This window comes from Pedobacter sp. KBS0701 (genome assembly GCF_005938645.2).
Lineage (GTDB): Bacteria > Bacteroidota > Bacteroidia > Sphingobacteriales > Sphingobacteriaceae > Pedobacter.
This window is the reverse complement of sequence record NZ_CP042171.1, coordinates 1,508,851-1,533,497: the sequence shown is the minus strand read 5'-3', so window position 1 is coordinate 1,533,497 and position 24,647 is coordinate 1,508,851. Positions and strand designations below refer to the sequence as shown.

The window sequence follows — 24,647 nt, the reverse complement described above, 5'->3', positions numbered from 1 at the left end:
ATCAATAATTTTAATGTGCCTGTTTTGGCTTCTTCAGGTATTCGTACAATTGAGTTCCTGCCAGCAAAAATGCGCCCACGCCATAAACCTCGGTACTACTGGCATTTACGGCATCCGGACTTGCACCAATTGGCTGTACATACCCCAGCATACCATCTTCATGAACAGCAGAAGCCAGGGCTTTCCATGATTTTTCTACAACAGGAAGATATTGCTGCTTTTCTAAAATACCATGATTTAAACCCCAGGCAATAGCATAGCAAAAAAAGCCGGTACCGCTCATCTCCTCAACCGGGAAACTCGCAGGATCTAATAATGAAGCATGCCAGCTACCATCTGACTGCTGTAATCCGGCAACCCTGGATACCATATCTTTATAAAGCTGAACCAGTTTATTTCTATCCGGGTGGTTTTTCGGCATATTCTCCAATACCCTTACCAGACCAGCTAAAACCCATCCATTGCCTCTCGACCAAAATATTTTTTGCCCGTTTTTCTCCCTTTTATTAAAGAAACTCTCATCCCGAAAAAACAGCTTCTCCTCAGGATCATATAAAAATTCGGTTGTCTTCCACCACAATTTAACAGCCGTATTCAGGTACTTTTCGTTTTTGGTAGCGGTACTCAGGTATGCCAGAGAAGGAGGTCCCATGAAAAGCGCATCACACCAGGCCCACTCTCTTTTTTGGATATTGTTTTTCCAGTTCAAAGGTTCGTTATGGGGTTGGCTGATGATACTATCGGCCTGCAAAATAAAAGGTGCAATCATCTTTTTCTTTTTGAACTTAATGTAGAGTTGTGCATAAGTTTGTCCTACGCAATAATCATCTGCATGAAAGCGCAAATGCCCGGTATTCCAGCCTAGCTCATCGCCAATATCAACCAGCGTTTTCAGGTAATGTTCATTGCCCTTCAGGTTACCAAAAGCAAAAATGCCCGTGTAGCAGGCACCATTGGTCCAATCTGCTTTTCGATGATTAAATCCCTTATTCTTCCAGGTATTTAATTGCCAGTCTGCAACCCGCTGCATCGTTTTAAAAATGTTTGTGGTTTCTAAAGTAGAATCCCTTTTTACAGGTGTTTCACCTGAAAAGGCGCTAAGTCCGCTGTAACAGCTAAATACTAAAATCAGAAGCAGTTGTTTTAAATTCATATCTTTCATTTCTTAATTGATTATTTTTGATAAACCCTGATATAATCTACTTCGAACCTTGCCGGGAATGTAGTCTTTGAGGGATCTCCACCCTGTTTACCCCCTATTGCCAAATCGAGCAGCATATAATGCGGTTGTTTAAAAGGATTAATATTGGTGCCATTCTGGTTTACTAACCGGTCTAATGATACCTTATTTAAAAGCTGGTTGTCAACATAAAGCGCAATGCTGTTTTCATCCCAGTCCATTCGCCAGATGTGAAATTGATCTGACCATGCCCGACCACCCAGGGAATCTATATTTTTCTCTGTGCTAAACCAGGAATCTTTTCTATCCGAACCCATAAAAGCGATATTGGCGAGGAGTTTTTTCCGGTAGTATTCCATGATATCGATTTCACCGGTTGCAGGCCAGGATCCTTTTGTTCCCAGTGTCCACCAGGCTGGCCAAATGCCTTCGCGGATATCGATTTTGCCGCGCATTACAAACCTGCCGTAAAGCCAGCTGTGCAATCCTTGTGTTTTGATACTGGCAGAAGTATAATCGGCTTCTCTCCTATTCTTTTTCCAGTCGCTGCTTCCCTCCTTAAAGTTAGGATTTGCCTTTTTCTCTCTTTTGGCCTCAAGGATTAGTTTTCCGTTTTCACACCTTGCATTTTCCCGTTGATACCATTGAGATTCTTCATTGCGTTCAAATCCGAGTTCATAAGTCCAGTTAGCCGGATTGGGTGCGCCATTGCTGTTAAATTCTTCGGCCCATACCAATTTGTATCCATTGGCACGGAGTGCAGGAGGCTTAGGATGTTTTTTTTGCTGCGCATTTGCAGATAAACTGATGCAGAAAGCACAGCCAAGCAATAATGGTTTAAATAAATGTTTTTTCATGGTGAATAATTTATTGGTATCCGTTTAAACGTAAAGGCATGAGGGTTGGGAATGTCCAGGCATAATCATGTGTGGTATACATAATGGGACGGTATGGAGTAAGAAAGTCATCAAATTGCGGCGAAGGGTAAATTCCATTCATCGCCTCCAGCAGGTTGGCCGGCCAGAAGCCTGTTATTGTACGGACAGATCCTGTATCCGGATTTTTGAAAAATTTCCACTCTTTAGGGTGTTGATTGTAGTAAAACAAATAATCAAGCGCCTTTTTAAATGATGCACCATCCTTCGAGGCTTCAAAAAGGTTTTCACCCGTGTGGTTATAGATTATCCAACTGGATGCAGTGAGCGGTGCCAAAGAAAAATAAGTATACCAAATACCCTTTCCCTGGCGCTTTACTTCTTCCACCAGGTAGCCATCTGGAGCAATCTTATCAAAAAGGTCCTTTTTAATCAAGTTAATGTTTTGCTGCAGATCTTCATGGTCTTCCAGGTAGGTATCAGCAAGGAGAGAGGCAAAACGGGACCAATCGCCAGAGTTATTATTCCGATACCGGATGCTGTTTGCAGCAGCACGAAATACATTTTTAGTCCACCATTTAAACTGCGTTACGTCCCTGGGCTGCCATCTTTTATAGTCCTTGAGCAAATCGGCGCTGATCATTAAGGTGGTACCAGAGTATGACATCACGAGCGAACCATCCAATTGAGAATACTTTTTATTAATGGATGCCCAGGCATTTAGAAAATAAACTGCTTTATCAGCATATTTTGTTTTCCCACTCAGCTGATAAGCCAAGGCGCAACTATAAGCTGAAAAACCATCAACCTGGAGGGCCAGAGAAGTTCTGCGGTGTGTTTCCTTGTCTGAATAGAAGCCCGGAATACTGAAATCTTCAACTGCATGTTGTGTCACTTGCAGCGCTGAATCTGCTTTGATTATCAACGCTTTATAAGCAGACAGATAAGGCTCTTTTTTGGCTTTGATCTGCTTTTTAACAAAATCAATCTGTTGTTGCGGATGCATCCCCTTGAGTTGATGTTGCGCAAAGACTTGCTGCCCTGGCAGTGTACACAAAAGGCCGGTTGTAAATAAAATAAAGAGAAAAATTTTTAAACGATTCATGTGTTTTATTTGGTTAATTGCAGGGCTTCAATAATTCAATAGCCCCTTTTATAGATATTATACTAAACCAGCTTATTAGCTGCTAACGGTAGATTATATGCCCGGCATGCGTTTTAAACGGTATTACTCTCTGAACTATAGCGTTTCTTATATTCAGATGGACTGGCTTCAAATTGTTTTTTGAAGCAAACACTAAAATATTTCGCGTTGTTAAACCCGGTTTGATAAGCTACTTCTGCTACTGTTAAATCTGCATGTTCAAGCAAGTAGGCACTTCTTTTCAGTCTGATGTTTAGAATAAATTCTTTGATAGACATGCCCACTATATCATTGATCTTTTGGTACAGGATTGTTCTTCCAGTGTTCATATCAGACACAAAATCGTCGACAGAGTAATTCGGATTGGCCATATTCTGCTCAATAAACTTCATGGCCTTAATCAGCAATTCCTCATCCATAGAAGTAATGGTCACATTAGCAGGATCGACTACCAACCGCTTGCTGTACATTTCCCTCATCTCCTGCTGATTTTTCAAGATGGTATCAATCTGCTGAATAAGGTATTCTACTTCAAAAGGTTTATCAATAAAAACCGTTGCGCCATGTTCCAGCGCTTTAGTTTTATTCTGGTGTACATCGCCCATGCCCGAAATCATGACAATAGGAATATGGCTGGTTTTAAAGTTCTGCCGCAAATGGCTGCATACCTCAAATCCATTGGTATTGGGCATCACCAGATCGGTAATGATTAATTGAGGGTAGATTTTTTCAGCCTTAATAATGCCCTCCATACCATCGCTGGCTAGGTATACATTATACTTTTCAGATAACCTGCGTTCCAGATAGTTTCTTAGGTTAGGATCATCATCAATTAATAAAATGCTGGTAGATTTCCTGACATTCTTTAGTGAATGGCCGGGTTCTTCGGCTTCTAAGAGGATATCGTCAATTTCAGAGATGGTATAATCGTATACGTTCGACTGCATATCGCCGGAGCCTGCTTCTTTTTTAAGCGGGAGCATCATGGTAAAAGAGACTTTATTGGTTTTATTTACCATCCAGATTTTTCCTTCAATGGCATCAACCAGTTCTTTTACAATGGCAAGGCCAAGGCCCGAGCTTTCTTCAAAAGTAGGGCGGTAAGACGATAACCGGTTAAAGGAGGTGAATAATGTTGCAATCTGCTCTTCTGAAAAGCCTATACTGGTATTTAACACCTCTACAGAGATGTATTCCCGTTCAAGGTGATCTGGCTCAACACCTGGCCGCAACTGCTCTTCGGTCGTAGATTGATAAATCCTTACCCCTACATAGCCCTTGTTTGAAGTATATTTTAAGGCATTCGAGAAAAGATTGGTCAAAATCTTTTCAATAACATCATAATCGAAGGCTACAAATAAATGGTCTTCGTGGGCAGTGATATTGGTTTCTATTTCTTTTTTGTTCGCGTAGAGCTCAAAAAGGCCAAAAACATCGTGCACAAAACTGATAAAATCACCAACCTGAGGATTTAGGGTCACTTTCTGACTTTCGATCTCTCTAAAACGTAGCAACTGACTGATCGTACGCTGTATGCGGGCAACATTTTTCTCAATTAATTGCATATAACCTGTTGCATGGTCATTTTTCTGAACAGTTTCTTTTAACTGCTTCAGTGGTTCAAGTACCAGGGTAAGCGGGGTTTTGAGGTCATGGGAAATATTAGTAAAAAAATCTGTTCTCGCCTGGTTTAAATCCCGCATATTCTGTTCTTTCAGCACTTCCAAAGCCAGTCGTTCCTTAAAAACCTTCTTATTGGTATAATACCGCATGATGAAAAACAAAAGCCCCAGTGCAATTAAAGTGTAAATGGAATAGGCCCACCAGGACAAGAAAAATGGTGGATTTACATGAAAATAGAGTCTAGAAATTTCGTCACCCCAGAGTCCGTCATTGTTGGAGGCCTTGATTTCAAAAATGTAATCTCCACCTGGCAAATTAAAAAACTGAACAGCGTGTTGACTGGTATTCATCTTAAGCCATTTATCACTTAAGCCAACCATGCGATACGAAAATTGATTTTTATCTGCAGATAAATAGCTATTTGACGAAAAACGGATTTCAATATTCGACTGCTTACTGGAAAGTGAAATCCTTCGCTCATTGTGATTGCTTAGCGTAGAAATGTCTGTGACTAATGGAGAATCTTTGGAGGCATTGCTTACCTGCTGGTTGTTGATTAATAAGCTGGTAAAAAACACCCTTGATTTTTGCAGGTTTTTGTTGAGGTATTGCGGATCAAAAAGTAAAAACCCGTTTGTACCTCCAAATAACATCTCTCCATTTTTGGTTTTATAGGCCGACCGTAAATAAAAAGAACCACAACTGTTTGCTTTATAAAACCTGGCTTTTTCAAACTTTTGAGTTTTTTGATCGAAAAAGTATAATCCTTCATTGGTGCTAAACCAAATATTTCCTGAAACATCGTCTTCAAGAATACCAAAAACAATTTTAGGAAGAAAACCATTGGTACTGTTAAAATTAAGGTAACGCCCGTCTTTTTTTAAAATATTGACACCTCTTCCCGAAGTACCGAGCCAAAGGTCTCCATTTGATGCTTCATAATAGCTGCAAAGGTGATTTACCGAATAAGGGCCATTTTTGATCACATAATGTCGCAGCACTTTAAGCGTTTTTGGATCTGCGATATACAGGCCCTGATGGCTAACCAGACGAAGATGCTGCTGCTTGTCGAGCGAAATCGCCTCAATTTCCAGGTCCAGCGCCTGGCCATTAGCCGCGATAAGTTTAACCATCTCCGTTTCTGTTGCCTGGCTTTTCTTCCGGTGGAAAAAGTTTTTATCGGGATCAGTCATCCACCAGGTTCCGTCCGCATCACGTACAAAATCATACACTGTTAAAGGCTGTTTGCTTCCGGGTAAAAGGATGTTAAGGTTACTGAAACGCTTTGTAGCCATTTCATAGGCAGAAATACCCCCGTTGAAAGAAGAAATAAATAAGTTTTTTCGCCCGGGATCAAATTTTAAGCGCTTAACCATGTTAGAATTGATGGAATTGGCTTCTGCCTTGGTAAAATGGCGAAAAGTATCATCCTTCCTGTTCCAATAGTTGAGCCCACCGCCCTCTGTAGCAATCCAAACATTGCCCAGATCATCTTCCTGAAAACCACTTACTACCGGGTGGTTTAGTCCGCCCGGGCTGGGTGTAAAATATCGGACATAAGCATCGTAAAGTGAACAATAAGCAATTTTACCTCCATAAGTACCAATCCAGGCACCCTGATCCGGGTCACCGTAAATGGTCCATATAGAGTTATTTGGCAGCGAAAACGCATCGTTCAGGTTCATTTTAAGCAGCTTGCTGACGTGGGTTTGCGGATCATAAAGCATCAGCCCCGACTGTGTGGCTACCCACATCATGCCCACCTGGTCAATAAAGATTTTTTTAGCCATAGTGGTCTGGTTACCCGGAGCAGCTATTGGGATATTTTTCTTAATTACACCTTTAGCATCGGTCACGAAAATGCCTCCCCGCGGGGTAAGGAAATAGTAATCGCCCTGATAGGCCACAGCATCGTTCACCGCAAAGGAGGTTTGACCCAGATCGGTAAAAACCGAAAAGCGTGCTGCCCTGGTATCGAAGCTGTAAAGTAAATTTTCCTGAGAGAGGTAAACATTTCCCTTCAGGCTGATCACATTATTGAAATACTTGCTGGTAGGTAGCTTGATTTTTTTAGAAACCTTTTTCTCCCGATCATATATGAACAGGCTTTCGCCAGAGAGCATATAAAGATTGCCGTCGTCATGAACACAGATCGAACGGATTTTTCCAGGGAGAATCAAATCAAAATTAAACTGGCCATAGTTAAACTTCAATAAACCGTGATTGGTGGCCAAAAATAGCCCACCCTTTTTATCCGTTACCAGAGAACCGTAAGCCCATTTTACCTTGGGATTGCTCTTTGAGGCCAATTCATTCAACTGATAAAAGCTGTTCCCGTCGTACATAAAAACAGCATCCGGACCAGTATACCAGATTCTCCCCAAACTGTCTTTGGTGATGCTCTGAATACCTCCATAATATGATGTTTCGGGCATCACATGGAACCGATATCTTGAAATATCAATTGCAGCCGCACTTTTCAGCAGAAATGCACAACAACAAAATAGCAAATAAGAGATTTTCCGGATATCCATAAGGTTAAAAGGCAGAAGCAGGTAAAGTCTTGAGTTTTGAAATTACCATTAAAAATTTTTATCTATAAATTTATTTCGATTTCTATTTGATTTTATATCAATCGTGATTGGATTCAGTTAAGACCCGCACTATGATTGCCAACGGTTAGCAGGCTGTATGACATTTAAAACAGGTCCTAATAAAAGCTCACTACCATTGACAGAATCCACTGGTTCGATCGTCATCCGATAGCTATTGGATCTCGCGCATGCGGGAACCACGAAGTGCTCAGCAAAGCTAATCTTAATGCAAACGTTTTAAGATTATTCATAAGTATTCCCTTGTTTCAAAGCTATTCGTGAGCACTCCGTGGTTCCCAATCAACCCGATAGTTATCGGGTTGGGAATAACGATTTCCCGAGGGATATTACCTAATTAAATTTTATATGTCATTCATATCGATTTTTATCCAATAAATTATCCCTCAGAATGACAATTCTATATTTATAATACAGCCACTTTAAACTGCGATTATTGAATAGCTACATCCATAAGTTTCAGCCATCCTGTAGAAGTGATATCACCATTTACGGCAAGTTTTATTCCTGGCTGGTTTTCTTTTGTGGTATCAACAATTGCTACCGCCCAGGTATAACTTCCGGCAGGAACTCCTATGTTTGCTTTTAGTTCGTAGGTAGCCGGACTATTTTTCAGCCAGGCAGAAGGTTCGGCTTTGGTATCAATAATTACCTTCTTTACATTTCCATTGCCATCTAAAAGTGCAAAGGCTACTTTATACTTGTAATTCCATTGCGGAATGTTGTTTGGAAAATAACCCCATCCCATGTTTCTCCACCGGTGGGTAATCGTTGCTTCTGCTCCGCTATTCACTTTTTCGGGCAGGTAAACCTGATCCGGGTATAAGCGATATCCACCTTCAGAGATGAAACGCTGAGTGAGGTTGAAAGCTTTTGAGAACCAGGATTCGATATCACCAATGCGGAAATCCATCATGTTCACGCAAGCTTCTGCCGACGAATCAAACTCGCCCTGGCGTACATCTTCGGGATGCCCCTCCCTGTATTTTCCACTCGGATCAATCCAGTAACGGTGTGTACCGCTGGTAATCCAGCCACCTTCCATAATAATAGGACGTTTAAAGTTCCAGGTTTTTGCAAAATTCTTTTCCCAGCTTTGATAATAATCTGTCATTCCGAATGCATCCTGACGAAGACTATATCCCTTGTTGATTGCCATTTCCAGCAAACGGGTGCTATTGGCATTAACCGAACCTCCACTGGCCGGATCCGCAATTAAACGATGATAAGTCATCATCAAAGGCACCTTAGTGAAATACCTGGAATATAAAGATGTAATCCAGTCCATTACTTCGGTTTTATATTTTTCGGTATTGGCCGCTGTAGCGGTATTGGGATCTTCATATATCACACCATGCCCCTCACCCCATTTCCCAAGTCCATAACCATCAATAAACGATGTACGCTTCGGATCGTTAAAATCTTCGGCCAACGCCTGAATAAATTTGGCATAGTATTGCTGAAAAACCGGATCCTGTGGATAGGGAGATTTCCGATCCGGGAATTTACTATCTGCCAGATAATACCTGGCACCTGCATCAATCACAAACTGCGGTGTGTTAAGGCCCTGATCCTGCCCGTCGGCCACAAAACGGAAAGCAATGGGCAAACCTTTATCGTTTGCTGCTTTGATCATTTTATAAATTGCGGTGCTTGGATCTCTCCAGGCATAAACGCCGTTGGCCGGGTTAAAAGTGGCCCAACTGGTACGGATGTAGCAAGCGGAAGCATAATCAATCGCTTTTACTTTTTTCCCAAGATCCGGCACGTAATATTCTGTGTCCCAGTAGCTGGCTGAACCAGAACCTGAACCATACATCACCCAGCCGTTTAACGGGTTTCTGAACATCGTACTTCTGTTATAATTGGGTTTAACCAATGTACCTTCGGCTTTGGTAATTTCCTCAGATCCGCTTTTTTTACATGCAAATACCATGATACATATCAGGGTCATCGCAATTTGCGATAGGATTGATTTATAATTTAATGTTTTCATCTTTTTAAAATCTTAATGTGATTGATAAATGATTCACTGTTTTGATGGAGATCTATCTTTTTTCTGAGAGAATAGTCATATTACGCAGGTCGAGTACCAGCACATTAGTGCCTGACGGGATGGTGTAGTATGAGTTTCGCTGTGCACTTGTTGACCCTCCGGATAGCGTAGCTACTGTTCCCTGCACCAATGTAAGGTCTTGCGCAGTATTAGTGGCTGAAAGCGGGGCACTAAAGGCGTAGGCAAGATTTTTATTGTTATCTGTGCCACCGTAAACAATGAATTTTGTTTTTCCAACCCTTGCTCCCGTGTAAACCAGGATTTGCGGGTCGGCTAAACTCACCCTGCATTCCATTTTTATTGGTGTACCAAAACTGTTGATCGCGCCGTGCATCCATAAATCGGTAATGGTTGTGGTTTGAGCTACCGATCCGTCGCCTGTCCAGTTTACCACTTTTGGGGTTAAGGCCTGCAGGGGCGAATAGATGGTGGCAGTTGCTTTTTGCATATTTACCACTACCCGGTATTGTCCGGCGGTTTCTATCTTCCATGAAAATGCGGTTTCCCTGGTTTTTATGGCCACCGCACTGCCATCTTGTAAAGCTGTATTTGCATCAGCAGAAGCGATATAGTTGGTTGCACCTTTATAGTCTACCGGAATCTGTAAATCACCAGGCTGAAGGTTCAATACGTAAGCGTACTGATTCAGGTTTTCGAATGTTTTTGTCATTTCAACCTTGTTTATACCAGGCACAGCACTTCCTGATAAAAAAATTTTGTCTGCATCAAAAACGACAGCTTTAATTGGTGTTACTTTAATTTGTACCGTTCGTACTTCGGGAGCTTCGAAAGTGGCGCCTCCTTCCCATTGGGCAACAACCCTGAACTCTAAAGTAAATACTTTATTGTTGGGGATTCCCCATTTCTGACTGGCCCAATTCTGCAATTGTTCGGAAGTAAAACTTCTGCTAAAAGTCCCGTCATCCTCATAGTTCATAATCGCTGTAGAAGAGCCGAAATTATTCCCGACCACATCCAGCTTAGTGGTATAAGATACCAGATGGTCATCCGATTGCGGCCGGGCAGGCTTCCAGTTAAATGTGATAATATTTTTGGACAGGTTGTTCTCGTCAAGTACAATGCTTTCTGACGAGGGCATAATAACCAGTTGTTCCTGAACTTTTCCGATATCATTGATGCCCTTTTTACAGGCAACCAAACCAATTATCAGTAATACCAAAGGCATTATTTTATATAAATATTTATTTCTTTTCATCCTTAAATGAATATGGAGTGTAATTAATGGTTATGCTATTTTCAAGGTAGTTGCAGGTTCATCATTATTTACCGTAACCAGGATTTTGTGGAAAAGGTGCTTCCCTGTTGGCATCTATAATTGCCTGTGGAACGGGCCAGAGGTTATGAAAATCCATGATTTTATCTTTGATTGCTGCATTATAAAGTTTTACACGGTCAACCAGTTTACCTGTACGGATCAGCGTGAACCGGCGGGTTTCTTCTCCCACCAATTCACGAATACGCTCATCGAGGAGAAAATCTATCGTCATCTGACTGGCGGTGATTACTGAAGCACCGGCACGCTTACGGACTTCATTCACGGCATCGGCTGCTCTCGATGGATTGCCCTGCCCCAGGTAGGCTTCTGCCAGTAATAGATAAGTTTCCGCCAGGCGGAATTTCATACGGTCTTTGTAACTGCCTGTTAAACTAAGATTTTCGGCACGGCCGTAGAAAAATTTTGTGATGGCAGGAAACAAAGTTTTTGTTGAGAACCAGGTTTGCTCGGTAATATTTGCTTTTTTACCATATAAAGATGTTTCTCCGGGGTTGTTATAATACCAGTTGCGTTTGATGTTATAGTTTGAATTACGAATATCAGCGGTTTCAAATATACCGGGTACGTTGCCTGTTGCATTGGTACCTGTAGTGCCAACCCACCATTTCATTGGGGTTAACTGCGCCAGTCCACGCCCACCCAGCGTGTCAGCCAATACAAATCCGGTAATGGAAGAATAGTTTGGAATCCACGCCCTGCGCGTCCAGTCGTCAGAGTTTGTTCCACCACCAACGGTATTAAATTCAAACTGTAATACCCAGATGCTTTCTTTATTGGCATTTTTTGTTCTGTTCTGGTTATTTTCCACGAACAAATCACTAAATACATCGCCAGCCTTATCTTTACCGGCTCCGAAACGGGTTTTCATAAGGTTATAATAACCGCTATTAATCACTGCGAGAGCGGCCTGTGCAGCAGGTTCATATTCTTTGTTGAGTAGATACATCTCACTTAGCAAATGATAAGCAGCCCACTTAGTCAGCTTTCCATCTTTCACCTGATCTGGATTTGCCGGAAGATTTTCTGTTGCAAATTTCAGGTCGTCAATAATATGCCCCAGCACTTCAGCCTTTGGTGAGCGGGTAAAATTGAGTTTAAAATCGTATAATATGGTTTCTACATAGGGTACATCACCATAAAGGTATATCAGATACCGGTATGCATAGGCCCGGAAGAAACGTGCTTCAGCCTGAAAACGGGCTTTATCAGATGGGCTATCCCAGTTGGTATTTTTTTCAGCATAAACCAACATGAGATTAGCAGAGGAAATCAGGCTGTAAGCCCAGTTCCAGTAAGTCCCTACAAAACGATCGGAAGAAGCAAGCGTAAGATTGGCAAATGGCAATAACGATGCATCACTATTAATCACATCGGCGATATCTGTTCCCGCCTGTAAAGCTTCGTACGGACAGGCACCATTGTGAATGAAAGCACCACCTTCACCATAAGTATTGTATTCAGACCGGGTTAGCGCATACAATCCGGCACTGCCAACTTCAAATCCATAAGTACTGGTATAAGTATTGGTTGGTGCCAGTTCTGATTTTAATTCTTCTACCAAAAACTTTTTACAACCACTTACTGAGAGTAGCATTATAAGTGCCAGGCTTGTTTTTATAATAATTTTCATGTTGTGTAATGGGTTAGAAGTTAACATTTAAGCCGAACATATAAGAGCGGGCAGTGGGGTAAGAGGCCATCCAGGTATTGTCATAATTGAGTACCTGCCTGATGTTGGAGAAGGTATCAAGATTATTCACACTGACGTTCACATCAATTCCACTTACTCCAACTTTTTTAGCCAGTTGTGGTGCTACCCGGTAACCAAGTGTGATGTTTTTCACCTGTACATAGTTAACTTTCTTATAGTAACCATGCCCAAGACTATTGGTATACCCCGGCGAAACAATGGTTGCACCAGGATTTTCAGGGGTCCAGTAATTGGCTTGATGAACATAGTTCGTGATGCCAAATGTCCATGCGCCTATGTTGGCCATGTGATCATCACGCCATACACCGAATACACCGGTAAGCAGGGCAGACATATAAAAATTTTTATAGCTGAAACGGTTGCTGAATGAAGCAGTATACCTTGGCATTTTTGAGCCGATTACTTTCCTGTCGGCGAGTTCTATTTTTCCGTTACCATCCACATCCTCCAGTTTCGCAGCTCCGGCGCCTGCTCCCGGCTGAGGGGCATAGTTCTCTCCCTTTTGCCAGATTCCGATCATATTGTAATCATAGAAAACCCTCAGGGGCTTGCCAATGAACCAGTTGTTACCGATATCATCCAGGCCATCGCCTCTAAGTTCCACAATCTTGTCGCGATCCAAAGAAAACACGGCTGTTGAATTCCATTTAAAATTTTCCGAATTGATGTTAAGCGAATTCAGCGTAACCTCGAAGCCCTTATTCTGGGTTTGCCCGATATTATCCCAGATGCGACTGTAACCGTTCATGATAGGCACCGTGCGAATCATTAATAAATCTTTTGTATTGGAGAGATAGGCATCAATTGTTCCGCTCAGGCGATTTTTAAACAATTGAAAATCAAGGCCGACATTGGTTGTATAAGTAGTTTCCCATTTCAAATTAGGATTTCCGACACCATCGCCTGCCAGGTAAGCGGTATTAACCGCAGTGCTTCCATCTCCCCAGGTATATTTCACACTTGAATTCAGGCGGTCTAAGGTTCTGTAAGCTGTTATTGCCTGATTACCATTAGCTCCGTAAGAAACCCTTAGTTTTACCAGATCAATCCAGTTTATATTATCTTTTACAAACTTTTCTTCGCTGATGTTCCAGGCCAAAGCTGCTGAAGGAAAAAAAGCATATTTTCTGTTTACCGCGAATACGGAAGCTCCATCTGTGCGGCCGGTAAATGTAGCCAGGTATTTGCCTTTATAGGCGTAATTGAGGCGCCCCATGTAGGATAACATGGCTGTTTCTGAAATACCGGAAACGTTTGTAATGTTACGGCTGGCATTACCCATGATGAAGTAACCCGTATCATCGGTAACAAAGCCTTCTCCATTTTGAGTGGTATTTACACTTCTGGTCTGGTTCATACTGAATAAACCTGTAGCATCAATACGGTGATCGCCGAAAGTACGCTCGTACTTAAGGATATTCTCCCAGGTATAATCGTTATACTGATTGTTGCTAACGCTTGCTTTCCCTCCCACTAAACCTGCCTGTTCTCTTCCATCAAAAGTATCGCGGCCATAATAGGTTCCTGTAAATCCGTTACGGTAATTATAACCAAAGTTTGATCTGGCAGTTAAGCCTTTCACCGGCAGTTTGAGATCAGCATAACCGGTAAGGAAAAAACTACGGTTAATCCGATCCTGATCTGCATTAACATTACGCATTGGATTTACAATCAGCGAATATTCCATTGGCTCTGCAACGTAATAACCTGCGGCATCTTTATACTTTCCGTACGGGCTTTGTTTAATTGCGTGTTCGATGTTTGGGGTAATTCCTCCATCACTTCTTTGCGTAAACTGTGTGCCAATGCCTACGGTTAACCAGTTATTGAAAGTCTGATCAATGTTGGCCGTAACGTTTAATCTGGAAAGTTTCGAATTATAAACTACCCCCTCCTGACTAAGCGACGATGCAGCCGCCATGTATTTGGTATTTTGCGTACCGCCTGAGATACTCAACTGATGATCCATGGTGATCCCCCTCTGAAAGATGTAATCCTGCCAGTTGCTGGTAATTCCGTTCTTGTAATTTTCACGTTCAGTAACGCTTATGATGTTTCCGGCAATTGGATCAAGCTGTTCGCCGGTATAGCCTAATCTTAATCTGCCGATATCCTGTTTAAACCTGATGTATTCATTGGGTCCCATCACATCAATTCGCTGCATGGGTTCTGCAAATCCCAACTGTCCTTTATAATTTACCTGTGCCTTACCCAGTATCCCTCTTTTGGTTTGAATAAGGATAACCCCGTTTGAGCCACGTGAACCATAGATAGCGACCGCTGAAGCGTCCTTTAAAATAGTGAGGTTTTCGATGTTATTCGGGTCGAGGTCTACAAGCGAGCCGCTATATGGAATTCCATCTAAAATGATTAATGGATTGTTGCTGGCGGATAGTGAGTTTTCGCCGCGGATCAGTAATGTCTGGTCTTGTCCGGGGGCGGCATTACCTGTAGTGATATTGAAACCAGCTACCTGACCAACCAGACGATCCATTAAGTTCGGGGTAGAAACCATATTGATCTGCTCCTTACCTACTACTGCTAGTCCACCTGTGAGATCCTTTTTTTTGGCTGTACCATAACCTACCACTACAACTTCGTCGAGTTGTTTATCTCCTGCCATTTTTATGTTAACTACTCCCGTAGCGTTTACGCCCGCTTCCTGGTTACTGAAGCCAACATAGGAAAATACCAAAATGGCAGCAGGGGCAGCCTGCAGGGTATAATTACCATCTTTATCAGTTGAAGTGCCCGTATTGCTGCCTTTAACCCTCACGGAAACCCCAACGAGCACCTCTCCTTTTTCGTCGGTAACTTTACCTGTAACTTTTTTCTGGTCTTGCGCATAACTAACGTGTATGAATAATAACAGCACCAGCGTTGTAATGTAGCCTTTAAGTTTGATTTGTATTTTTTTAATCATTTAGCGTGATATATGGTTAGTATTTGAATTATTTATTTCCTGTGCACTGTCATGGAAAACTTAACAGCGTGTTTTGAAGTTCAGGGGTCTGGTGGCTTACTGTTAAATTTGAAGCCTTTTATGGTTGTTTTTTTAAAAGAGGAAACAGCGCGGCATTAAAATCTGGTTTTACCGCGAATCGCATTGGCGATTTTTGAGGTATGCCGGCAAACCTCAGCTTAGCCTTTACCGGAATGTATGCTAAGGTAAAATTAATGATCTGTACTGTGCTCCTCATATTTGGTTCTTATATCTGGTTAGCACAAAACTAGTTCTAAACCATAGTGTGAAGGGTTCGTTTTTGTACGGAAATGGTTTACTTTTGTACAATACAGGCCAGAAAATCATTTTTGTTATTCAACAGCACAGCATACTGTTGCCGGTTAGGCCGCTGAGGAAGAATTATTCCTTCAGCAGCTCAAGTTTTATCTTTTTGTCTTTAACAATGATATAATAGTCGCCTTCTTCAACGAATTTCTCACCTCGGGCATTCACAAAGCCCAAATCTCTTTTTGGATCAACCTGGAAACTGAACACTTTTGTTTCACCCTTTCTGATGAATTGTTTCTGGAAAAACTTCAATTCCTTTACCGGACGTGAAATGCTACTCACCGGATCCGATATATACCAGTGAACGGTCTCCATTCCATCGCGGTTTCCGGTATTTTTTACGGCAACCTCTACCGTTAAAGTTTCATTTACTTTAATGCTCGAGGAAGAGGCTTTCAATTCAGCGTAGTCGAAAGTGGTGTAACTCAACCCATAGCCAAATTCATACAAAGGTTTACTGGGAATGTCCTGGTATTTTCCCTGGTTTGGGCGGGCACTTTGACGGTGATTGTAATAAATTGGAATCTGGCCGCTGGAATAAGGGAAAGTGATGGCCAGCTTACCAGAGGGATTAGCTTTTCCAGATAATACTTCGGCAATTGCCTTTCCCCCTGTTGTGCCCGGTTGCCACATACTCAGGATGGCATCGCACATGGGTTCTAATCTGCTTAAATCCAAAGGGCGACCACTGGAAATCAGTAAAATAACCGGCTTACCACTTTTTTTCAATTCTGCCACTAACGCTTCCTGAATTGCTGGTAGCGAAATAGAAGATCTGGAAGCATTTTCGCCGCTCCAGTTAGCTTTCTCCCCCAAACAAATTACTACTGCATCTGCATTTTGGGCCAGGCGGTTTGCATCTGCAAAACCTGACTGGTCTGTGCCATCAAAATCGCAGCCCTGCGCATTAGTTACCGTCACTTTATTTCCAAATTCCTGTTTGATGTTATCATAGATTGTGCCGGCATCTTCGGCATTTCCGTGCGCCCTCCAGGAGCCTAACAAATGCCATTTGCTGTTAGACATAGGGCCAATCACGGCAATATTTTTCACCGCTGTTAAGGGTAAAGCATTATGCCCGTTCTTAAGCAATACGATAGATTCTTCGGCCAGACGGTCTGCTATAGCGCGACTTTGAGGCAACAGAAAACGTTGCTTTTCCGGAATTTCTGGGGTATAAGGTTTGTCAAAAAGGCCCAAACGAAATTTGACGCGCAGGACTCTTTTTACCGCATCATCCAGGACTCCCTGTGTTACTTTCCCTTCCTTTACCAATGCGGCAAGATGTTTATCATAACTTTGATTCATCATATCCATCTCTACACCAGCATTAAAAGCTTTCAAGGCAGCCTCTTTCTTGTCTTTAGCAACCCCCTGACTGCGAAGCTGTTCTATTGCGCCCCAATCAGAAACTACAAAACCATCGTGCTTCCACTGCTCTTTTAAAACTGTTCTCAGCAGGTAAGTATTTGCGGTGCCTGGTGTACCACTGATATCATTGAAAGAACTCATTAAAGTTGCAGCTCCGGCCTTTACAGCTGCTTCATAGGGAGGAAGATAAGTATTCCAAAGTGTCTGATCGGAAATTTCTGTATACACATAATCCCGGCCAGCTTCAGATGCACCATAACCCACATAATGTTTCAGGCACGCGGCTACGCTCACCGGACCCGACAGGTCTTTTCCCTGGTATCCCTTTACAGAAGCCACAGCAAATACGCCATTGGTGTAGGGATCTTCACCATATCCTTCTGCAACCCGGCCCCAGCGTCCATCCCGGGCAACATCAATCATGGGAGAGAATGTCCAGTCTACCCCCGACATTCTGGACTCCTGAGCGGCTACGGCTGTAGCTTGCTGCACCAAATCCGGGTTCCAGGAGCAGGCCTGTGCCAGCGATATCGGGTAAATGGTTTTGAAACCATGGATTACATCATAACCAAATATAATCGGAATTCCCAAGCGGCTTTGCTCCATAGCCCTTCGCTGCACCCGGTTGCGCAGTTCCGCATTGCTGCTGAAATAGATCAATGAACCAATTTCAGCCGGAATATCATTTACCGGATCGGCCATGTTATTGGCATTGTCGTTCCTGCCCAAGGTGTACTGATTTAACTGCATCACCTTTTCTTCTAAAGTCATCCTCCCCAGCAGGTCGCTTATCCGCACTTCAACTGGCTGGCGCGCATCCTGATATAAAAATTTTGTTTTTTTAGTCTGCGCTGATAAAACATTGCTTATCAGCATCAAAGCAGTTAAAAGGGTTATCTGTTTGGTCATTTTTTTAAATTTTAACGAAATATGGCTTGCGTACTGAGCTTCATATTTTTCTGCCCGAGATTTTTTAATTCGAATACAACGATCTCATTTTGGCCGGTTTTAAGCACTTCTGAAGGAATCTGAATGGATTGTTGTTTTTCCTCTTCCCAGTAAGCACCAACATAGGTGTCATTCATCCACACCTCCCCCATGCCCCAGCCAGAAATGTCGAGGTAATAAGCTGATGGTTGTGGTATGCTAAATTCAGCTTTAAATAAACAGGGTAAGGCTGACGCTTTTCTCTGCTCAAATACCAGTTTAGAAATCTCAAGGTTTTTAACGGGCAATGGCGTAATCATCCAGTCCTCAATTTCGTTTCCATCAAGGGTGATACTTCCGAACAGTCCTTTCGAATTATCCAGGATCTCAGGGCCGTAGGTGATGCGGCCAATATTTTCTACAAAAATCCGGAGTTTATGCTTTCCAGCTCTTGCATTCAGCGTAAGCTGTTTATGTTGATCGGCAAGCGTTCCCTGCAATTTATCGTCGAGAAACACTACCGCATAATCGCGGACATTTTCTAAAGTGAGTTTAGGGTTTTCCGTAGATGTATCAATTTCTGCCTGGTATAAGGCGTAGCCTGTTTCCACGCTCAACTCATTCATGGGCAACAGGTTTTTAGATTCCTGAGATTTTAAATAAACCTGGTTTATACTGGCTTGCTGATCAAACCTGATCTCCTGTGCAATGCCTTTACAGGATAGAACTGTAAGAAATAGAATGATGGAAGTTATTTTTTTCATGGTTTATTTTCGAATTACCTGACCATAAACGACTGAATAAACCGCTCATCTATCGTCACTTTAGGATTAAACTGATCGCCCTTCACGTAAGTATCAATGCTTTTTAGCAATTGCCGGGTCGCCGGACGTTTATCCATATCTTTTTTAGTATCTACTGCCAGTACCAGAAGCTTACCTTTCCCAACCCGGGCTTCGAAACCTATGCCCAATTTTTCGTTATTGTCGTTGGCATCGATTACCTGAATAAAAGGCCGTAATGCCTGCGGTGCATCTTTCATTTCAATTACCCTTGCATTGTTTAAAATATCCCACCATTGCCAATCGGTATGATTAGCAGTGATAAAATCTGCAAAAACCGGCTCTTCGTTGTGGATAAGGCAACCAATGGTCATTGGTGGCCAGGCGAACATAATGGGGTTCCAGAAGTGGTTATGAAAAACAGATTTGCGACCCTGTACCTGTTCAGGCAATGGTGTTAAAACAACCTTCCCTCCTGCAGCGAGTTTTTGTTTCGCCTGTTCATCAAAAACTGTGGTATAAAGCACATCAGCAGTTGTGGTCAAAAGTTTTTCGTTTCGGGGATATACCCAGATGTTCCAGTTGTTTTTAATGGTATCGTTAACTACTACTGAAACTGTTAGCTTTTCTGCTTTTTTGATGTCCCTTAAATCGAATGTAAATTTGCCCATAGGAAAAACACCATCATTACCCAGTGTTTGGGTTTTCAAACGCGCCTGTTTTAACCTTTTACCAGATTCATCCTGAAGCAGCCATTCTATCTTTGCATTTTTTAATATAGAAGGGCTAAAGTTATACAGTTCAGCATCTCCCTGAAATACCTCGTCATTAAAATAAGCGCTTTTGGCATAACGCAGTAATGCGACAGTTGGCCCGCAGAACTCCCGCCATTTCTCCTGACTGATCAAGCCCTTCGAATCCCAGAAAGGATCTAAAATACCTACATAGGCATATCCTTGCCCGGGAAAGTCGTTAAGAGACAAAAGCTGGAATCCTGCTGATTTTGCCGAACGCAGCAATGCCTCTACTACCGCCTTATACTCTACCACAGTTAAGGCTCCTGAAGCTTTGAAAAAATCGTTGGCCTGGTCCAGCATCCCGTTTTTTTCCAGTAAGTCACGAAAAATCTCAAAGTTTCTGGGTTCCACCGGACTATTGGCATATTTTTTTATTTCCTCAAAATTCGGATAAACGGCACGCTGTCCCGATTCGTGAGAGATTACCGGAACGTCTACATCCGATTGCTGACTCACATCCCAGTTGGTGTAAGGCAATCCCTCATAAACTTTAACAGGTCCTTTATTGGTTTGCTGAGACACGTAGAACTGATCTGATTTTACCCGTGTCCGGGCAGTAGAGCCGCAAAAAAGATGTCTGTTATCTTTCAACCTGCCCTTGGCCGTTAGCTCTTCAATAAAATCAAAATTGCCGGTAATCTCATTTCCATTGCAGTACAGCAAAAACGAAGGGTGGTTTCCATACTCTTTTAATATGGCTGTCATCTCTCTCCTAAAGAAATTATATCGTGCTTCATCCGGCTCAGCATCTTTACCCCACATGGGCATTTCTACCTGGAAATAAACACCAAATTTATCGGCCATTCGAAATGCCGCATCTGGCGGACACCAGGAGTGAAAGCGTAAGTGGTTCAACCCATATTGTTTCATCAGCTGCATGATCCGCGCCCATTCGTCCTCTTTTACCGGTGCATAGCCTGTTTTTGGGAAAACGGCATTTTCTACGTTTCCACGCAAATGGACAGGTTTGTTATTGATCAAAATATGATTTTTCCCTTGTTTTACTTCACGCATGCCAAATGTTGCCTTTTTTTCATGTTCAAACCTTGCACCTTCAGGATCGCTGCTTACTTTGCAACTGAGCGTATAAAGATTGGGATGAAACTCATCCCAAAGTTTGATTTTTTTACCGAGTGATATTTTACCTTCAAAATGGATCAGCGAGTCTTTACCGGTTACTTTCATCACCTTTTCCAGATTATAATCCTTACCGGCAACATTAAATGTAATACTACCCGAAACCAGTTTACCTGTCCTGTTAGCCAGATCCATCTTTACATCAACAGATTGCTCACCGATATTGGGATAGATTTGTAAATCTTCAATATAAACGGGATCAACCGCTATCATTTTCATTTCACCAAGGATTCCATTCCAATTAATTTGTGTAAATTCGGTATGCGCATGGTCCCATTTATGCGTATTATACTGAAACCGGTTATCGATACATACGGTTATGCGATGGGTTTTACCAGGTTTAAGAAAAGCTGTAAGGTTATGATTATGCGGAACACTTACATAGTCGTTTTTACTCACCTCTTTGGCATCCACATAAATGGAACTTAGCCAGCTGGTACGCTCAAAATAAATAAAGATCTGTTTCCCTTTCCACGACTGGGGAATCTCGATATCCCGCTGATACCAGGCTGGTCCGAGATACTCATATTTTCGCGTAAGCCTGTCGATATATTTATAGGGTACCTTGTAACCTATTTGATAATCATCCGTTATTCCGGGTAACCGGATCTCGCCCTGCAGTTCATGGTTGTATCTTGGAGAAAGCGAAGCCCGGCGAAAATCCATCACATCGGTTTGGAAACGCCATTTGCCAGATAAATCTACGGTCTGGGTTTGAGATTTTACAGTTAAAAAGCTTAAAAGAATAAATGCAGTTAATAATGGTTTGTAACAGGGTTTTATCGTATTCATAGAAAGATATAGGGTATTTCAATGGGATTTGGGCTGGATATATCCAACATCATTTGCTGAACTGGGGGTTACAATCTTTTCTTCAAACGACTGAGCGCCTCCAGATAATAATAGTCTGCATAGGTTAGTGGTGCATCAACTTCCGATTTAAACGGAAATGCCCCTGTGCTGTGCATCAGGATAAAATTTCCGTTTTCGCCCAACTTTGCCGTATACTCATCAGAAGCGAGTGTACGGATTTGCTTTTCTACCACCTCCATGTATTTCTTCCTGGTGTCAGCATTTACAAAATCACTCAATTCGGTCAGTGCTGAGGCCATAATGCAGGCAGCTGAAGCATCTCTTGGCGTATTAGCTTCCTGTGGAGCATTATAATCCCAGTAAGGAATAAAATTTTCGGGCATTTTAGGATGATTGATCAAAAAGCTAGCAATGTGATTGGCCTGATCCAAATAGCGTTTTTCTTTGGTTTCCCGATAGAGATAAGTGTAACCATAGAGTCCCCAGGCCTGGCCGCGGCTCCATGCAGAATCATCAGCATAGCCCTGATGGGTTTGTTTTTTATGCGGAAGACCAGTCCGGCGATCATAAGAAACCAGATGGTAGGAACTGAAATCGGGCCGAAAATGATGCTCCATAGTTTTATCGGCGTGCGAAAGGGCTATTTTTTTCAGTTTTTCGCTGCCCGATTGTTTACTGGCCCATAAAAGCAATTCCAGATTCATGATGTTATCAATGATAACCGGATACTGCCAAACGGTTTTATTATGATCCCATGACCTGATGAGCCCTACTTTAGGATCATAGCGGGTAGCCAGCGATTGCGCTCCCGTAAGCAAAACTTCCTTGTAAGATTCTTGTCCTGTTAAACGCAGACCATTTCCAAAACTGCAATAGAGCATAAACCCCACATCGTGATTATCGGTGGTATATTTTTCGCGTTCTACCCGGTCTGTGTAGAGCCTGGCATATTGCAGCAGCTGAGGATTTTTACTGTGCGCATAAAGATACCAGAGCGAGCCAGGAAAAAATCCGCTACACCACCACCGTGAATCAGATATCGTGTTTTTCCAAGCTTCAAATGAACGGGGCAATACTCCTGCTTCATGTTCATATTTCCTGGCCATTAAAAGACTTTGCTGTTCAGAAAAAGCCAGGGCCTTTTCAACAACTGTTTTTAATGGTTGTGCATTTGCAAGGTTGCACCATAATAACACCGTTAACAACAGGGCTAAAAAATATCTCCTCATAAATTTATTTGATGTTTTTGTAATAATCTGCTATGATGTACCAGGCTTTTTTACGGAATCCCTGATCAGAAACCAGTCCTTTTCTGTTCCAGCCATCCTGATAAGTAGGGTGAAAGCGGAACGGTGACCGAAAATCGAACAATACCCAGGGTGAAATTCCATTGAGATTTGGAATATTTTTAAACATTTCCAGGTTGTGTTTATAAAGCCGGGCCTGATAATCCTCGCTCCATGAGCTCGCTACATCAGCATCACCTGATTTACCGTACAATGCCTCTGCACCAAATTCAGAAATAATCAATGGCTTATCTCTGGCAACCTCCCAAATGGCCTTATCTGGCGTAACTGGCCAGGGATGGTACCAACCCATGTATTTATTAATGGCTACTACATCTATTTCTTTAATAAAAGGATCGTCCATAACAAAGCGTTGTTTATTCCGGTCAAACCGAACCAGATCGAATGCAGCAGTAATTAAACGGGTGCTATCAATATCTTTGGTGCATTTGATCAGGTATTTCAGGAATTCATTACGGGCAACAGATGGCTGCGTTTCATTGGCCATGCCCCAAAAAGAGAGGGCGCACCGGTTTTTATCCCGCATAACCATCTCTCTGATCATATTTCCGGCTTTCTTTTTGGTTTCCTGGTTTTCAAAATCAATTCCCTGCCATATTGGAGTCTCTTCCCACAACAGAAAACCCATTTTTTCGGCTGCGCGTACCGTATATTCATTTTGAGGATAATGTGCCAAACGAATCATATTGCAACCTAAAGCCTTCGCTTCAGATAAAAGCATCATGGCATCTGCTTCAGAGAAGGCTCTGCCTTTGCGTTGTGGAATCTCCTCATGAAAACTAATAGATTTTAGAAAGACCGGCTTGTCGTTAAGGTAAATCTGTGTTCCTTTTACAGCAAGGTTTCTAAAGCCAATCATTTCTTCTACCCTATCTGTCGCAGTAGATATAAACACCTGATAAAGTTTCGGAGATGCCGGCGACCAGCGCTGTATTTTTTTTACATTGGTGATTGACATTCTCGCAATCCCCTGTTGATCGGTAACCAGTTTTTGTTTTATATTCAATTCCGGGATTTCGACGATTACCGCTACATTATGTTGGTTATCACTGATTTTAACCTGCGCATTAATTTGATCACTGCGATGTTTGTCCAGTTGAATAAAGTAATCCCGGATGAAAACTTTAGGCGTTGAAACCAGCATTATATCGCGTGTGATGCCACCATAATTCCACCAATCGAATGATTTCGCCGGAATGGCATCTGCAGTTCGGGTATTGTTTACCTCCAGGGCTAAAAAATTGTCTGATTGCTGCACCAGGTCTGTTATCTCCACCTGAAAAGGCGTAAAACCACCTTCATGTTCAGCAATTTCTTTTCCATTAAGATAAACCTTACAACGATAACTTACCGCAGCAAAGTAAATAAACAAACGCCCCTGATGTTTTTTGGGGGCATCAAAATGTTTTGCATACCAGACAGTGCCTTCATAATATTTCAGTTCGGATAGCTGACTGTTCCAGTCTGAAGGCACATTCAACTTTAAGCCACCATCAAAGGCATATTCATAAAAATCTGTTTTTCCTTCAGGTTTTTTATTGAGGTAGATTTTGTTTTTCCTCCCCTGATCGTACTGGTCTATAATTGCCTCCCATTTCCCGTTAAGGGATTGTGTTTTTCTACCATATACATTAACCAAAGTCTCCTGTGCAGAAAGATTCGACAGAAAGCAACACATCAGTAGGAGGAAATTAAAAATGGTTCTAATTGGTTTCATAAAATT

At 42.2% G+C, this 24,647-nt stretch carries 13 protein-coding genes; all 13 read right to left on the bottom strand.

The features are described from left to right. Positions 1–10: 10 nt before the first annotated feature. Positions 11–1,153, bottom strand: a complete 1,143-nt coding sequence (locus tag FFJ24_RS06055; RefSeq protein ID WP_246862752.1) for a glycoside hydrolase family 105 protein — start codon at positions 1,151–1,153, stop codon at positions 11–13. Between the two features lie 20 nt (positions 1,154–1,173). Then, a complete protein-coding gene (locus FFJ24_RS06050; RefSeq protein ID WP_138823492.1) occupies positions 1,174–2,037 on the bottom strand; it encodes a family 16 glycosylhydrolase in 864 nt (287 codons plus the stop codon). Positions 2,038–2,047: 10 nt separating this feature from the next. Next, positions 2,048–3,160 (bottom strand): alginate lyase family protein, encoded by a 1,113-nt coding sequence (locus FFJ24_RS06045; RefSeq protein ID WP_210419471.1) that lies wholly within the window; start codon positions 3,158–3,160, stop codon positions 2,048–2,050. Between the two features lie 113 nt (positions 3,161–3,273). Further along, positions 3,274–7,356, bottom strand: coding sequence for a hybrid sensor histidine kinase/response regulator transcription factor (locus tag FFJ24_RS06040; protein WP_210419470.1), 4,083 nt, complete (start codon positions 7,354–7,356; stop codon positions 3,274–3,276). A gap of 511 nt (positions 7,357–7,867) precedes the next feature. Then, positions 7,868–9,430, bottom strand: coding sequence for a DUF4832 domain-containing protein (locus FFJ24_RS06035; RefSeq protein WP_138823490.1), 1,563 nt, complete (start codon positions 9,428–9,430; stop codon positions 7,868–7,870). A gap of 52 nt (positions 9,431–9,482) precedes the next feature. Further along, positions 9,483–10,706: a SusE domain-containing protein gene (locus FFJ24_RS06030; RefSeq protein WP_138823488.1), complete on the bottom strand. Its 1,224-nt coding sequence runs from the start codon at positions 10,704–10,706 to the stop codon at positions 9,483–9,485. Positions 10,707–10,770: 64 nt separating this feature from the next. Next, positions 10,771–12,417 carry a RagB/SusD family nutrient uptake outer membrane protein gene (locus FFJ24_RS06025; RefSeq protein WP_138823486.1) on the bottom strand — a complete coding sequence of 549 codons (1,647 nt, stop codon included), beginning with the start codon at positions 12,415–12,417 and terminating at the stop codon, positions 10,771–10,773. Between the two features lie 13 nt (positions 12,418–12,430). Continuing rightward, the gene (locus FFJ24_RS06020; protein WP_138823484.1) at positions 12,431–15,421 is read right to left on the bottom strand and encodes a TonB-dependent receptor; all 2,991 of its coding nucleotides are present in this window, start codon (positions 15,419–15,421) and stop codon (positions 12,431–12,433) included. 441 nt (positions 15,422–15,862) lie between these two features. Continuing rightward, the gene (locus tag FFJ24_RS06015) at positions 15,863–18,070 is read right to left on the bottom strand and encodes a glycoside hydrolase family 3 N-terminal domain-containing protein (RefSeq protein ID WP_138823482.1); all 2,208 of its coding nucleotides are present in this window, start codon (positions 18,068–18,070) and stop codon (positions 15,863–15,865) included. A gap of 11 nt (positions 18,071–18,081) precedes the next feature. Then, positions 18,082–18,852, bottom strand: a complete 771-nt coding sequence (locus tag FFJ24_RS06010; RefSeq protein ID WP_138823480.1) for a hypothetical protein — start codon at positions 18,850–18,852, stop codon at positions 18,082–18,084. A 14-nt stretch (positions 18,853–18,866) separates the two neighbouring features. Further along, complete coding sequence (locus FFJ24_RS06005) at positions 18,867–21,596, bottom strand: sugar-binding domain-containing protein (RefSeq protein WP_138823478.1); 2,730 nt, start codon at positions 21,594–21,596, stop codon at positions 18,867–18,869. A gap of 68 nt (positions 21,597–21,664) precedes the next feature. Then, a complete protein-coding gene (locus tag FFJ24_RS06000) occupies positions 21,665–22,846 on the bottom strand; it encodes a glycoside hydrolase family 88 protein (protein WP_138823476.1) in 1,182 nt (393 codons plus the stop codon). Between the two features lie 4 nt (positions 22,847–22,850). Next, positions 22,851–24,641, bottom strand: a complete 1,791-nt coding sequence (locus FFJ24_RS05995) for a glycoside hydrolase family 2 protein (protein ID WP_138823474.1) — start codon at positions 24,639–24,641, stop codon at positions 22,851–22,853. Between the last annotated feature and the right edge of the window lie 6 nt (positions 24,642–24,647).

Coding starts and splice junctions, on each gene's coding strand:
- FFJ24_RS06020 (WP_138823484.1), bottom strand. CDS start 15,421: ATGATTAAAAAAATACAAATCAAACTTAAAGGCTACATTACAACGCTG.
- FFJ24_RS06015 (WP_138823482.1), bottom strand. CDS start 18,070: ATGACCAAACAGATAACCCTTTTAACTGCTTTGATGCTGATAAGCAAT.
- FFJ24_RS06025 (WP_138823486.1), bottom strand. CDS start 12,417: ATGAAAATTATTATAAAAACAAGCCTGGCACTTATAATGCTACTCTCA.
- FFJ24_RS06005 (WP_138823478.1), bottom strand. CDS start 21,596: ATGAATACGATAAAACCCTGTTACAAACCATTATTAACTGCATTTATT.
- FFJ24_RS06000 (WP_138823476.1), bottom strand. CDS start 22,846: ATGAGGAGATATTTTTTAGCCCTGTTGTTAACGGTGTTATTATGGTGC.
- FFJ24_RS06010 (WP_138823480.1), bottom strand. CDS start 18,852: ATGAAAAAAATAACTTCCATCATTCTATTTCTTACAGTTCTATCCTGT.
- FFJ24_RS06045 (WP_210419471.1), bottom strand. CDS start 3,160: ATGAATCGTTTAAAAATTTTTCTCTTTATTTTATTTACAACCGGCCTT.
- FFJ24_RS06055 (WP_246862752.1), bottom strand. CDS start 1,153: ATGAATTTAAAACAACTGCTTCTGATTTTAGTATTTAGCTGTTACAGC.
- FFJ24_RS06040 (WP_210419470.1), bottom strand. CDS start 7,356: ATGGATATCCGGAAAATCTCTTATTTGCTATTTTGTTGTTGTGCATTT.
- FFJ24_RS06035 (WP_138823490.1), bottom strand. CDS start 9,430: ATGAAAACATTAAATTATAAATCAATCCTATCGCAAATTGCGATGACC.
- FFJ24_RS06050 (WP_138823492.1), bottom strand. CDS start 2,037: ATGAAAAAACATTTATTTAAACCATTATTGCTTGGCTGTGCTTTCTGC.
- FFJ24_RS06030 (WP_138823488.1), bottom strand. CDS start 10,706: ATGAAAAGAAATAAATATTTATATAAAATAATGCCTTTGGTATTACTG.
- FFJ24_RS05995 (WP_138823474.1), bottom strand. CDS start 24,641: ATGAAACCAATTAGAACCATTTTTAATTTCCTCCTACTGATGTGTTGC.